Genomic DNA, 12,922 nt, shown 5'->3' on the forward strand with positions numbered 1-12,922 from the left:
ATCGAATGTAGTCGCCGCAGGCTTAACGCAACCTTAGCGAACGGGGAATCGGTGCGGGCAGCCGCGCCATGACCCTCAACGCGCGTGCTGGTGCCGGTAATGCAGCGCGTACGCGAGCGTGAGCAGCACGACGAACACGACGCCGACCACCATCGTCATCCGGAATTCGCGCGTGAACGCAGTCGTGAACAGGATCGCCGCGACGAGGCCCGCGCCGAGCAGGCTGCCGAACGGATGCCCCCACATCCGGAACGCGAGCGCGGGGCCGCGATAGCGCGCACGGAAGCGCAGGTGCGTGACGAAGATCATCAGCCACGTGAACAGCGCACCGAACATCGCGATCGCCATCATCACGGTGAACGCGGTGTCGGGCGCCAGCGCGACCAGCACGGCCGCAACCGCGACGCCGCTCGTCGAGATCCACAGCGCCGCGCGCGGCACGCCGTTCGTGCCGAGCCGGCCGAACACCGCGGGCGCGAGCCGCGCACGCGACAGGCTGAACATCATCCGCGTCGTCACGTACAGCTGGCTGTTCATCGCCGACAGCGCCGCGATCAACAGCACGAAGTTGATCACGCCTGCCGCGTACGGCACATGAGTCGCGGCCATCACCTTCACGAACGGGCTTTCGTCGGTGCCGGCCTGCGTCCACGGCACGATCGCGAGCATCAGCGACAGCGTCAGCAGGTAGAACAGCACGAGCCGGAACACGGTCGAGCGGAACGCACGCGTGACCGCGTGCTGCGGATCGCGCGCCTCGCCGGCCGCGATCGCGACGGCTTCGATGCTCATGTAGCTGAAGATCGCGACGATCACCGCGACCCAGGTGCCCCACGGCCCCTTCGGCATGAAGCCGCCGTGCGCGGTGTAGTTCGCGAAACCAACGCCCGATGCGGCCGGCGCCGACCACACGAGATAGGCGCCGAGCACGATGAACACGACGATCGCCGCGATCTTCAGCAGCGAGAACGCGTATTCGACCGTGCCGTACAGCGTGACGCTCGCGAGGTTCACGGCGATCAGCAGCGCGGAGAAGCCGATCACCCAGTACCAGCCGGGCACCGCCGGGAACCAGTACTTCATGAACACGGCGATCGCGCTGATCTCGGTGCCGATCGCGAACACGACCGCGAACCAGTACGCGTAGCGCACCAGGAAACCCGCCAGCGGGCCGACATAGTGCTCGGCATACGCGCCGAACGAGCCGGCCGTCGGATGGGCGACCGTCATTTCCGCGAGCGCGCCCATCAGCAGCAGCGCGATCAGCGCGCCGATCGCATACGAGACCAGCACGCTCGGGCCGGCGAGCCCGATCGCGAACCCGCTGCCGAGGAACAGCCCCGTGCCGATCGCGCCGCCGATCGCGATCATCGCCATCTGCCCAGACGTCAGCGCGTGGCGCAAACCCTGTTCGCGCGCGACGATGTCGTCGAACGTCCGTTGTTGTTGTGTCACTGCGTTGCCACTCCCCTGCACCACCATCGCGCCGCCGGCGCCAGATAAAACGAAACGGCGCGGAAAACCTCCCGCGCCGTTCGCATGAACTACCCGATTATCGCTTACTCGACTTCGACCGCCTCTTCGTTAGGCTTGTGCGGCGGGTTCCCGAGCTTGTCGAACGACAACTGCACCTTGTCGCCTTCGTCGACGTCGACCGTCACGTGACCGCCGTTCAACAGCTTGCCGAACAGCAATTCGTCGGCCAGCGCACGGCGGATCGTGTCCTGGATCAGCCGCTGCATCGGCCGCGCGCCCATCAGCGGATCGAAGCCGTGCTTCGCGAGATGCTTGCGCAACGCGTCGGTGAAGAGCGCGTCGACCTTCTTCTCGTGCAGCTGTTCCTCGAGCTGGATCAGGAACTTGTCGACCACGCGCATGATGATTTCCTCATCGAGCGAGCGGAAGCTGATGATCGAATCCAGGCGGTTGCGGAACTCCGGCGTGAACAGGCGCTTGATGTCGGTCATCTCGTCGCCCGTTTCACGGCGCGTCGTGAAGCCGATGGTCGCCTTCTGCATCGACTCGGCGCCCGCGTTCGTCGTCATGATGATGATGACGTTGCGGAAATCCGCCTTGCGGCCGTTGTTGTCCGTCAGCGTGCCGTGATCCATCACCTGCAGCAACACGTTGAAGATGTCCGGATGCGCCTTCTCGATTTCGTCGAGCAGCAGCACGCAGTGCGGCTTCTTCGTGACGGCTTCGGTCAGCAGGCCGCCCTGGTCGAACCCGACGTAGCCCGGCGGCGCGCCGATCAGGCGGCTCACCGCGTGACGCTCCATGTATTCCGACATGTCGAAGCGGATCAGCTCGATGCCGAGCGTGAACGCGAGCTGGCGCGCCACCTCGGTCTTGCCGACGCCCGTCGGGCCGGAGAACAGGAACGCGCCGATCGGCTTGTCCATCTTGCCGAGGCCCGCGCGCGCCATCTTGATCGAGGCTGCGAGCGCATCGATCGCCGGATCCTGGCCGAACACGACGCTCTTCAGGTCGCGGTCGAGCGTCTGCAGCTTGCTGCGATCGTCCTGCGATACGCTCTGCGGCGGCACGCGCGCGATCTTCGAGATGATTTCCTCGATCTCGCTCTTGCCGATCGTCTTCTTCTGCTTCGACTTCGGCAGGATGCGCTGGGCCGCGCCCGCTTCGTCGATCACGTCGATCGCCTTGTCCGGCAGGTGACGGTCGGTGATGAAGCGCGCCGACAGTTCGGCCGCGGCCGACAGCGCACCCGACGAATACTTGACGCCGTGATGCTCCTCGAAGCGCGACTTCAGCCCGCGCAGGATCGCGACCGTCTGCTCGACGGTCGGCTCCGTCACGTCGACCTTCTGGAAGCGCCGCGACAGGGCCGCGTCCTTCTCGAAGATGCCGCGATACTCGGTGAACGTGGTCGCGCCGATGCACTTGAGCACGCCCGACGACAGCGCCGGCTTCAACAGGTTCGACGCATCGAGCGTGCCGCCCGACGCGGCACCCGCGCCGATCAGCGTGTGGATCTCGTCGATGAACAGGATCGCGTGCGGACGCTCCTTCAGCTCCTTCAGCACCGTCTTCAGACGTTGCTCGAAGTCGCCGCGGTACTTGGTGCCCGCGAGCAACGCGCCCATGTCGAGCGAGTAGACCTGCGCGTTCGCGAGGATGTCCGGCACTTCGCCGCGCGTGATGCGATAGGCGAGCCCTTCCGCGATCGCGGTCTTGCCGACGCCGGCCTCGCCGACGAGCAGCGGATTGTTCTTGCGGCGGCGGCACAGCACCTGGACCACGCGCTCGACCTCGGGCTCGCGACCGATCAGCGGATCGATGCGGCCGTCCTTCGCCATCTGGTTCAGGTTCTGCGTGAATTGCGCGAGCGGGGTTTCCTTCTGCGCATTCGCGTCTTCGCCTTCCGCGTTCGCGTCGGTCGACTTCGCGGCTTCGCCGCTGTTCGTCTTCGCGATGCCGTGCGAAATGAAGTTCACGACGTCGAGGCGCGTGACGCCCTGCTGCTGCAGGTAGTACACGGCATGCGAATCCTTCTCGCCGAAGATCGCGACCAGCACGTTCGCGCCGGTCACTTCCTTCTTGCCGTTCGACGTCGACTGGACGTGCATGATCGCGCGCTGGATCACGCGCTGGAAACCGAGCGTCGGCTGGGTATCGACATCGTCGGTACCCGGGACGGTAGGTGTGTTGTCGTGGATGAAATTGCGCAGGTTCTGACGCAAGTCCTCGATGTTTGCCGCGCACGCGCGCAACACCTCGGCTGCCGTCGGATTATCCAGCAGAGCCAGCAGCAAATGCTCGACCGTAATGAACTCATGGCGCGCCTGGCGTGCTTCCATGAACGCCATGTGCAGGCTGACTTCCAATTCCTGGGCAATCATGCTTCCTCCATCACGCACTGCAGCGGATGCCCGGCCTGCCGCGCATGGGTAACGACTTGCTCAACCTTGGTCGACGCGATGTCCCGCGTATAGACCCCACAAACCCCTCGCCCTTCGCGATGGACCTTCAGCATGATCTGCGTGGCCGTCTCGCGATCCTTCTTGAAATACTCCTGGACCACCATCACGACGAATTCCATCGGCGTGAAGTCGTCGTTCAGCAGCACCACCTTGTACATCGAAGGCGGCTTGAGCTTCTGCTGCTTGCGTTCCAGGACGGTGCTGTCCTGCTTGTCCGGGATAATCGCCATACACCCATTCTAAACAACTCGGACAGGCCCGCAATCCTGCCATTACCCGACCGACCGGCCGGCGCCCTCCCCGGAATCCCGGAACACGCGATCTTCTTCGTGCCATACGAAAGCCGGCTGCGGTGCCGGCTTTCACGCGTGGCGCGGAACACGAACCGTCAGGGGAACCGCACCGGAACGTCGTGTCCGCATCCAGTATCCCACAAGCCGGGACGACTCGAACGCGTGTCACTCGAGCCTGGTATATGAGCCGATTATGCGGCTTTTCAAGACCTCGCGCTTGGCCGCGTGCTGCCAAGCAAAGCCGGAAAAACCCTGAAAATGGGTTCTTTACAACGTCCCTCTAAACGTCTAAAAATTCCACTTGACACTCCAATAAAGAGCGCCAACAATCAAGCTGGCACTTTTTTCAATTTGCCGGTTGGCAAAATGAAAGAGGCCGAGGTGAGCTTGTGAGGGGGGAACGGCTGCGTTTTTCAGGTCGTTTAGCTTTTCGAGCGTGCTCGTGGTAAGTAGCAGCGACTGTGTGACAGGGGAAGTAGGAAATGGCAACTGGTATCGTTAAGTGGTTCAACGACGCGAAGGGCTTCGGTTTCATCACTCCCGATGAGGGCGGTGAGGATCTGTTTGCGCACTTCTCGGCTATCACCATGAATGGCTTCAAGACGCTGAAGGAAGGCCAGAAGGTGAGCTTTGACGTCGTTCAAGGACCGAAGGGCAAGCAAGCGTCGAACATCCAGGCCGCATAAGGCACCGGATATCAGACGAAGAAACCCGGCGCATGGTTTGCGCCGGGTTTCTTTATTTGAGGCCGGCCAATCGATAATCGATTGGCCGGCCTTTTCGTTCAATCCCGATAATTGAACACACATTGTCTCGTCACGCGCGCAGATCGAATACTCATCCCGCGCGTGAAACATAATCACCGCCTCGTTACACGACCTTCAGCGTGCCCATCATGCCGAGATCCTCGTGTTCGAGAATGTGGCAATGAAACATGCGCTCTCCAGGCATGTCTTGCGTGACGAGAATCGTCACGGTTTCGCCGCTGCGCACGTTCACCGTATCGCGCCATGCACGGAACGGTTCGCTCGTGCGCGAACCGCCCGATTCGCGCTCGATCACCTGGAACTGCGTGCCATGCAGGTGGAACGGGTGATCCATGTCGGTGCCGTTGCGGATCGTCCAGCGCTCGACGTCGCCACGGCGGCTCGTCAGCGTCGCGCGATGCGGCGCGTAAGTGTCGCCGTTGATCGTGAAGCGCATGCCCGCCGGACGGCCGTGCGCCGCGCCCTTCATCATCGCGTCCATGTCCATCTCTTCGCCGAACTCGACCGTCTTGTGCGCGACCGGCTCGCCCAGCGACGGCACCGCGCGCAGGGTCGCCGGCAGCGCACGTGCGGCGGCCGGCGCGAATGCGACGTCGGCCAGCGCCAGCGCCGGATCGGGCGGCAGGCTGCCGTGTCCGTCATCGTGCGACATCGACATCTTGCGGCGGTCGTATTCGGCCGCCTGCAGCACGGCGCGCGACGCCCGGTCGCCGGCGCGGACCAGCAGCTCCGCCCGTTCTCCCGGCGCGATCAACAGCGACGTGACGCGGCGCGGCGCGTCAAACAGGCCGCCGTCGGTGCCCGCATGCTCGAACGCGCGGCCGTCGTCGAACGCGACGCGCAAATAGCGCGCGCTGCACGCGTTCCACACGCGCCAGCGCTCGTCGCCCGCGACGTCGATCCGCGGCCGGCGGGCGCCGTTGACCAGCACGAACTGGCCCTCGCGGCCGTTCATCCAGTCCATCATGTCGTTCGGTGCAATCGTGCCGTCGCGCGCAAGCTTCAGGTCCGACACGAACAGGTTGCGCTCGGGCCAGCCCGCCAGCGGATCGTCCGCGGCGCGCACGACGAACGGGCCGGCCAGCCCGCGGAAGACCTGCTCGGCCGTCATCATGTGCGGATGCGGGTGGTACCAGTAGGTGCCGGCACTCCCCTTCGGCAACGTGAAGCGGTACACGCGCGCCGCGCCGGGCGCGACGGGATCGGAAGGATTGCCGTCCTGGTCAGGCGGCACCGGCAGGCCGTGCCAGTGGATGGTCGACGGCTGCGGCAGCTTGTTCACGAACTTGATCTCGACCGTGTCGCCCTCGCGCACGTCGATCAGCGGACCGACGACGGGGCCCTGCGTGCCCGCACCGAACTGCCAGAACGTGGTGGGCCGTGCACCGTGCAGCATCGGGCGCGCCACGGGCTGCGCCACCAGCGTGGCCCGGAACATGCCGGGCTCGCGGCTTTCGTTCGCGAGCGTGCGCAGCGCCGCGAGCGGTGCACCGGCCGGCAACGCGTCGGCGGCCGCGAGCGCGGCCGGTGCGGACTTGCCGTGCTGCCCGTGACCCGCCATCCCTGACATGCCGGGCATGTCGTCCATCGAGTCCATGCCGGCCATGCCGGCGTGACCGGCATGCTGCGCCCACGCGGCGCGCGCGAACAGCGACGCGGCCGCGACACCGATGGCGCGCGACAGGAAGGTTCTCCGTATCATCAATCGTTCCTCGTTTATCCATGCTGGGTCGCGCGCCCGTCGCGACGCCCGCGCCGGCCGGCCGAAGCGCCGATGCGCGACGCAAATCCTGATGCCCGCGTCATCATAACCGCAGGCCAAAATCGAGACGCGCCACGGCCGGCCGGGCGGCGATACGCCGCAGGGCTCGACAACGCCGCACCCGATTCGGCACGCATCGGCCCACATCATCGATCGGCGATCCACGGCTCTTCGCTCACGGCCGAAGCGCCACTCAACCCTGACCCGGGCAGTTCCCAGGCAGTCGCCTCGCGCCTGCCGTTCGGCCCCACCACGGCGCCGGTCACTTCGCCGATCCGCAAACCCGCCAATATTTCACGATGCGGAACAAGTCCCTGCGTTATAAAAATTCGTGGTGCAGGGCACAAAATCCCCGTTTCGCGATGCCAAAAAACGTTCCGCAATACAAAACGACGGAAATAATTATTTGTTTTTAAAAGAGAATTTTTGTTTAGTGAAGCCATTCTACATGCACCATCCGAGCGGGCCGCGGACGTAGACTTTGTTCCATGCACTGACGCTTCGCCACGACGTTCGATACGGAATCCGGCGCAAGCAGCCAGTCGGGCCACAGCCGGCCAAGCCGGCAGGCGGCACACCAGAATCGCTTGTGATCAGAAAGGGAGAACGGAAATGAAGGGATTTCGCTTTGGTTCAGCGCTCGGGTCGTTCTACATCCTGCCGGGTAACGGCGGCTGGGAAGCGACGTTCGGCAACGCCCTGCTCGGCGCATTCTCGTGCCCTGAAGTGGCAGCCGACCACATCTCCCGTGGCGACTGCGAGCAACTGTCCGAACTGGACACGGCAACGCTCGAAGTGCCGCACGAAATCGCCGAATGGGAAATCGTTCACGTCTGAATGACAAACCTGCAACGAAAAACGCCCCGGGCGTCCGGGGCGTTTTTCTTTTGTAGCCGGTGGCAGGCAGCAATGCCCGCCGCGCCGGCACACGCATCGGCCCGCGCGATCGCGCGGCCTGCGTCAGGCGACCGCGTCGACGATGCCGTTCAGCGTCGCGCTCGGGCGCATGGCCTGGCTCGTCAGGTCGACGTTCGGACGGTAGTAGCCGCCGATGGCCTGCGCCTTGCCCTGCGCGGCCGCCAGTTCTTCCAGGATGCGCGCTTCGCTGTCGGACAGCGCCTTCGCCACGCCTTCGAACTGCGCCTTCAGCGCCGCGTCCTCGGTCTGCTCGGCCAGCGCCTGCGCCCAGTACAGGCACAGATAGAAATGGCTGCCGCGGTTGTCGAGGCCGCCGACCTTGCGCGCCGGCGACTTGTTCTCGTCCAGGAACTTGCCGGTCGCCTGGTCGAGCGTCTTCGCGAGCACGACCGCCTTCGGGTTCTGGTACGCGTTGCCGAGGTGTTCGAGCGACGCGGCCAGCGCGAGGAACTCGCCGAGCGAATCCCAGCGCAGGAAGCCTTCCTCGACGAACTGCTGCACATGCTTCGGCGCGGAGCCGCCCGCACCCGTTTCGAACATCCCGCCGCCGGCCATCAGCGGCACGATCGACAGCATCTTCGCGCTGGTGCCGAGTTCCATGATCGGGAACAGGTCGGTCAGGTAGTCGCGCAGCACGTTGCCGGTGACGGAGATCGTGTCCTTGCCCGCACGGATGCGCTCGAGCGAGAAACGCGTGGCTTCGACCGGCGTCATCACGCGGATGTCGAGGCCGTTCGTGTCGTGATCCTTCAGGTAACGCTCGACCTTCGCGATGATCTGCGCGTCGTGTGCGCGAGCCGGATCGAGCCAGAACACGGCCGGTGCGCCGGTCGCGCGTGCGCGGTTGACCGCGAGCTTGACCCAGTCCTGCACCGGTGCGTCCTTCGTCTGGCACATGCGCCAGATGTCGCCCGCTTCCACGGCATGCTCGAGCAGCACGTTGCCCGCTTCGTCGGTGACGCGCACGACGCCGTCCGCCGGGATCTGGAACGTCTTGTCGTGCGAACCGTATTCTTCAGCCGCCTGCGCCATCAGGCCGACGTTCGGCACGCTGCCCATCGTGACCGGATCGAACGCGCCATGCTGCTTGCAGTCCTCGATCACGGCCTGGTAGACACCGGCGTAGCAGCGGTCCGGAATCACGGCCTTCGCGTCGTACAGCTGGCCGTCCGGGCCCCACATGCCGCCCGAATCGCGGATCATCGCCGGCATCGATGCGTCGACGATCACGTCGCTCGGCACGTGCAGGTTCGTGATGCCCTTGTCCGAGTTGACCATCGCCAGGCGCGGACGCACTGCGTATTCGGCCTTGACGTCGGCTTCGATCGCTTCGCGCGTGTCGGCCGGCAGGTCCTTCAGGCGCGCGTACAGGTCGCCGATGCCGTTGTTCGGGTTGAAGCCGACCTGCGCCAGCACGTCCGCGTGCTTCGCGAGCGCGTCGCGGTAGAACACCGACACGAAGTGACCGAACAGGATCGGGTCCGAGACCTTCATCATGGTCGCCTTCAGGTGCACCGAGAACAGCACGTCCTGCGCCTTGGCGTCGGCGATCTGCGCTTCGATGAAGCTGCGCAGCGCGTTGCGGCTCATCACCGACGCGTCGATCACTTCACCGGCCTTCACGGCCGTCTTTTCCTTCAGCACCTTCTTCGCGCCGTCGGTCGTCGTGAGTTCGATCTTCACGCTGCCGGCATCGGCGATCAGCGCCGACTTCTCGCTGCCGTAGAAGTCGCCTTCGCTCATGTGCGCGACGTGGGCCTTCGACGTGGCCTTCCACGCGCCCATCTTGTGCGGATGCTTGCGTGCGTAGTTCTTGACCGACAGCGGCGCGCGGCGGTCGGAGTTGCCTTCGCGCAGCACCGGGTTCACCGCGCTGCCCTTGATCTTGTCGTAGCGGGCCTTGACCGCCTTCTCTTCGTCCGTCGACGGATCTTCCGGGTAGGCCGGCAGCTTGTAGCCCTGCGCCTGCAGTTCGGCGATCGCGGCCTTGAGCTGCGGCACCGATGCGCTGATGTTCGGCAGCTTGATGATGTTCGCTTCCGGCTTCAGCGTGAGCTGGCCCAGTTCGGCCAGATCGTCGGAACCCTTCTGCTCGGGCGGCAGGATGTCCGCGAATGCGGCGATGATGCGGCCGGCAAGCGAGATGTCGCGCGTTTCGACGGCAACGCCGGACGAGCGCGTGAAGGCCTTGACGATCGGCAGCAGCGAATAGGTCGCGAGCGCGGGCGCTTCGTCGGTGAGGGTGTAGATGATCTTGGGCGAAGTGGACATGGTGGTCAAAGCATTGCTACGTGATTGTGGGGCTGAGAACGCCGGCGGGTAACCGGCGGGGAGCGACCGGGTCGATCGCGAAAGGGGCGCGCCGGCTCAGCCGGGCGGTGGTGTTGCGAGGGCCGTCATGTTCTACCTTGCAGGGGCTCCGGGCCGCATCGCGGCGCCGCGGCCCGCATGCCGGACCGCCCTGCCAACAAACCTGCCATCCACGAAACGCTCCGGCGCCGGCAGTAGGCGCCGGGGCGGCCGGCAACCTGCCGGCCCACCCCGGAAGGGGTCTTACATGTTCTCGATCAGCACTTCACCGAAGCCCGAGCACGACACCTGCGTCGCACCTTCCATCAGGCGCGCGAAGTCGTACGTGACGCGCTTCTGCAGGATCGACTTCTCCATCGCGGCGATGATCGTGTCGGCTGCTTCCGTCCAGCCGAGGTGGCGCAGCATCATTTCCGCGGACAGGATCTCGGAACCGGGGTTCACGTAATCCTTGCCTGCGTACTTCGGCGCGGTGCCGTGCGTCGCTTCGAACATCGCGACCGAGTCCGACAGGTTCGCGCCCGGCGCGATCCCGATGCCGCCGACCTGCGCGGCCAGCGCGTCGGAGATGTAGTCACCGTTCAGGTTCAGCGTGGCGATCACGTCGTATTCGGCCGGGCGCAGCAGGATCTGCTGCAGGAACGCATCGGCGATCGAATCCTTGATCACGATCTCGTTGCCCGTCTTCGGGTTCTTCACGCGCATCCACGGGCCGCCGTCGATCAGCTCGCCGCCGAATTCCTTCTGCGCGAGCGCGTAGCCGGCGTCACGGAACAGGCCTTCCGTGAACTTCATGATGTTGCCCTTGTGCACCAGCGTGACCGACTTGCGATCGTTGTCGATCGCATACTGGATCGCCTTGCGCACGAGACGCTCGGTGCCTTCGGTCGACACGGGCTTGACGCCGATCCCCGAGGTTTCCGGGAAGCGGATCTTCTTCACGCCCATCTCGTCCTGCAGGAACTTGATCACCTTCTTCGCCTGCTCGGAGCCCGCGGCCCATTCGATGCCTGCGTAGATGTCTTCCGAGTTCTCGCGGAAGATCACCATGTCGATCTTTTGCGGCTCGCGCACCGGCGAAGGCACGCCCTTGAAGTACTGCACCGGGCGCAGGCACACGTACAGGTCGAGTTCCTGGCGCAGCGCGACGTTCAGCGAACGGATCCCGCCGCCGACCGGGGTCGTGAGCGGCCCCTTGATCGACACCACGTATTCCTTCAGCACCTGCAGCGTTTCGTCCGGGAGCCACACGTCCGGGCCGTACACCTTCGTCGCCTTCTCGCCCGCGAAAATCTCCATCCAGTGGATCTTGCGCTTGCCCTTGTAGGCATGCGCGACCGCCGCGTCGACGACCTTGATCATGACCGGCGTGATATCGAAGCCCGTACCGTCGCCTTCGATATAGGGAATGATCGGCTGATCGGAAACGTTGAGCGAGAAGTCCTTGTTGACGGTGATCTTGTCACCGCCTTCCGGAACCTTGATGTGCTGATACGGCATGATCGACTCCAGTGACGTGGCTGAGCAGGTGATGCTGGTCGAAGCTGCGCGCGCGGCGGGGGCGCGGCATGGCCACCCCGTGACGGCAACAGCGAGCCGCTATTCTAGCGCCCCAACCGGGCACTTCGGCATGAAGCGCGGCACTGCGTATCAAGACCCCACTTATGTCTTATATAAGACAGAGGACTTGCCGTTCCGTATTATGCATTAAGATTCCGCCATTTGCCATAGACCGCCCGCCCCCGCTTCCCGCGGCGCGCCGGGCGGACGCCCCGCCATGAACCTGATCGCCCTCAACAAGCCGTTCGGCACGATTTGCCAGTTTTCCGCGCACGAGACGCGCCCGTCGCTCGGCGACTGGGTCAAAACGCCCGGCGTCTACGCGGCCGGCCGGCTGGACGCGGACAGCGAGGGGCTGCTGCTGCTCACCGACGACGGTGCGCTGCAGGCGCGCATCGCCGAGCCGCGCCACAAGCTCGTCAAGCGCTACTGGGCGCAGGTCGAGGGCGCACCCGGCCCCGCCGACCTGAAGGCGCTCGCGCGCGGCGTCGACCTCGGCGACTACGTGACGCGTCCATGCCGCGCCGAGTTCATCGAGCCGCCCGACACGCTGTGGCCGCGCAATCCGCCGATCCGCTACCGCGCCGCGATCCCGACGACATGGATCGAGCTTGCGATCACCGAGGGCAAGAACCGGCAGGTGCGCCGGATGACGGCGGCCGTCGGCTTCCCGACGTTGCGCCTGGTGCGTGTCGGCATCGGCGCACTAGATATATTCGCGCTCGGCATTGCACCGGGAGAAACAATCGCCCTGCCGCCACGCGCACCGTGGGAGGGTTTCGCGCCCGCCGGATGACGAATTCGGGACGCGCGAATTTTTCGTCATCTTTTTCGTCAACCGGCTGCGAAGATCGCGCGTTAAACCACGCAGATGCCAACCTTAGCTATCCGGCATTGGCAGCCGAACCCGTGTTTGCGTCACGAAAGCGACGTTTTTATCGAATACGATTCGGCGCCCGCAGCGCAATGAGAAATTTCTCGAAGCGTCTGTCAACCGAAAGGTGGATGGCACCGTTAGACGACATGACTCCTATTGCCGGGTCATTTGGTTAATTAACTAAAGCTGAGGAACACAACATGAACAAACTGATCGCTGCTCTGGTCGCTGGTCTCTTCGCAACGGCTGCTTTCGCACAAGCATCGGCTCCGGAAGCTGCTCCGGCTGCTGCTGAAGCTGCTTCGGCACCGGCTAAGCACGCTGCCAAGAAGCACCACGCAGCCAAGAAGCACCACAAGGCATCGAAGAAGGCTGCAGCGAGCGACGCAGCAGCACCGGCAGCTGCTTCGAACTAAGTAAGCTTGCTGTAATAAATAACGCAGTCAAGAACACGCAGTCTTGCCGTTCTTACGGCGTTGAAAGGCAGATCACCG

11 protein-coding genes are annotated in these 12,922 nt (G+C 64.5%); 4 read left to right on the top strand and 7 right to left on the bottom strand.

The annotated features are described in order from the left end of the window. Positions 1-75 precede the first annotated feature (75 nt). The 3 genes from CFB39_RS14130 to clpS all read right to left on the bottom strand — a co-directional run bounded on the left by CFB39_RS14130 (position 76) and on the right by clpS (position 4,171). Positions 76-1,455, bottom strand: coding sequence for an amino acid permease (locus CFB39_RS14130; RefSeq protein WP_089431881.1), 1,380 nt, complete (start codon positions 1,453-1,455; stop codon positions 76-78). Positions 1,456-1,559: 104 nt separating this feature from the next. Further along, complete coding sequence (gene clpA / locus CFB39_RS14135) at positions 1,560-3,860, bottom strand: ATP-dependent Clp protease ATP-binding subunit ClpA (protein WP_089473428.1); 2,301 nt, start codon at positions 3,858-3,860, stop codon at positions 1,560-1,562. Continuing rightward, complete coding sequence (clpS, locus tag CFB39_RS14140; protein ID WP_006398529.1) at positions 3,857-4,171, bottom strand: ATP-dependent Clp protease adapter ClpS; 315 nt, start codon at positions 4,169-4,171, stop codon at positions 3,857-3,859. The genes clpA and clpS overlap by 4 nt, the downstream gene beginning before the upstream one ends. Positions 4,172-4,716: 545 nt before the next feature. Here clpS and CFB39_RS14150 point away from each other — a divergent pair. After that, positions 4,717-4,920, top strand: coding sequence for a cold-shock protein (locus tag CFB39_RS14150; RefSeq protein WP_006478030.1), 204 nt, complete (start codon positions 4,717-4,719; stop codon positions 4,918-4,920). 184 nt (positions 4,921-5,104) lie between these two features. Here CFB39_RS14150 and CFB39_RS14155 read toward each other — a convergent pair whose 3' ends face one another. Both CFB39_RS14155 and CFB39_RS40215 read right to left on the bottom strand, forming a co-directional pair. Continuing rightward, the gene (locus CFB39_RS14155) at positions 5,105-6,703 is read right to left on the bottom strand and encodes a multicopper oxidase family protein (RefSeq protein WP_089473429.1); all 1,599 of its coding nucleotides are present in this window, start codon (positions 6,701-6,703) and stop codon (positions 5,105-5,107) included. Between the two features lie 206 nt (positions 6,704-6,909). After that, complete coding sequence (locus CFB39_RS40215; RefSeq protein ID WP_179257681.1) at positions 6,910-7,206, bottom strand: hypothetical protein; 297 nt, start codon at positions 7,204-7,206, stop codon at positions 6,910-6,912. 169 nt (positions 7,207-7,375) lie between these two features. Here CFB39_RS40215 and CFB39_RS14160 point away from each other — a divergent pair, with 169 nt between their 5' ends. After that, positions 7,376-7,600, top strand: coding sequence for a hypothetical protein (locus tag CFB39_RS14160; protein ID WP_006490888.1), 225 nt, complete (start codon positions 7,376-7,378; stop codon positions 7,598-7,600). Between the two features lie 123 nt (positions 7,601-7,723). Here the strand turns inward: CFB39_RS14160 and CFB39_RS14165 are convergent, their stop codons facing one another. Then, positions 7,724-9,952, bottom strand: a complete 2,229-nt coding sequence (locus CFB39_RS14165) for an NADP-dependent isocitrate dehydrogenase (protein WP_089473430.1) — start codon at positions 9,950-9,952, stop codon at positions 7,724-7,726. A 282-nt stretch (positions 9,953-10,234) separates the two neighbouring features. After that, positions 10,235-11,491 (bottom strand): NADP-dependent isocitrate dehydrogenase, encoded by a 1,257-nt coding sequence (gene icd, locus CFB39_RS14170; protein WP_006478026.1) that lies wholly within the window; start codon positions 11,489-11,491, stop codon positions 10,235-10,237. A 277-nt stretch (positions 11,492-11,768) separates the two neighbouring features. Here icd and CFB39_RS14180 point away from each other — a divergent pair, with 277 nt between their 5' ends. Both CFB39_RS14180 and CFB39_RS14185 read left to right on the top strand, forming a co-directional pair. Further along, positions 11,769-12,347, top strand: coding sequence for a pseudouridine synthase (locus CFB39_RS14180; RefSeq protein ID WP_046544582.1), 579 nt, complete (start codon positions 11,769-11,771; stop codon positions 12,345-12,347). 281 nt (positions 12,348-12,628) lie between these two features. Then, positions 12,629-12,844, top strand: a complete 216-nt coding sequence (locus tag CFB39_RS14185; RefSeq protein WP_011352970.1) for a hypothetical protein — start codon at positions 12,629-12,631, stop codon at positions 12,842-12,844. Positions 12,845-12,922 lie beyond the last annotated feature (78 nt).

The organism is Burkholderia sp. AU6039, assembly GCF_002223365.1.
GTDB lineage: Bacteria > Pseudomonadota > Gammaproteobacteria > Burkholderiales > Burkholderiaceae > Burkholderia.

Coding starts and splice junctions, on each gene's coding strand:
- clpA (WP_089473428.1), bottom strand. CDS start 3,860: ATGATTGCCCAGGAATTGGAAGTCAGCCTGCACATGGCGTTCATGGAA.
- clpS (WP_006398529.1), bottom strand. CDS start 4,171: ATGGCGATTATCCCGGACAAGCAGGACAGCACCGTCCTGGAACGCAAG.
- CFB39_RS14150 (WP_006478030.1), top strand. CDS start 4,717: ATGGCAACTGGTATCGTTAAGTGGTTCAACGACGCGAAGGGCTTCGGT.
- CFB39_RS14155 (WP_089473429.1), bottom strand. CDS start 6,703: ATGATACGGAGAACCTTCCTGTCGCGCGCCATCGGTGTCGCGGCCGCG.
- CFB39_RS40215 (WP_179257681.1), bottom strand. CDS start 7,206: ATGGCTTCACTAAACAAAAATTCTCTTTTAAAAACAAATAATTATTTC.
- CFB39_RS14160 (WP_006490888.1), top strand. CDS start 7,376: ATGAAGGGATTTCGCTTTGGTTCAGCGCTCGGGTCGTTCTACATCCTG.
- CFB39_RS14165 (WP_089473430.1), bottom strand. CDS start 9,952: ATGTCCACTTCGCCCAAGATCATCTACACCCTCACCGACGAAGCGCCC.
- icd (WP_006478026.1), bottom strand. CDS start 11,491: ATGCCGTATCAGCACATCAAGGTTCCGGAAGGCGGTGACAAGATCACC.
- CFB39_RS14180 (WP_046544582.1), top strand. CDS start 11,769: ATGAACCTGATCGCCCTCAACAAGCCGTTCGGCACGATTTGCCAGTTT.
- CFB39_RS14185 (WP_011352970.1), top strand. CDS start 12,629: ATGAACAAACTGATCGCTGCTCTGGTCGCTGGTCTCTTCGCAACGGCT.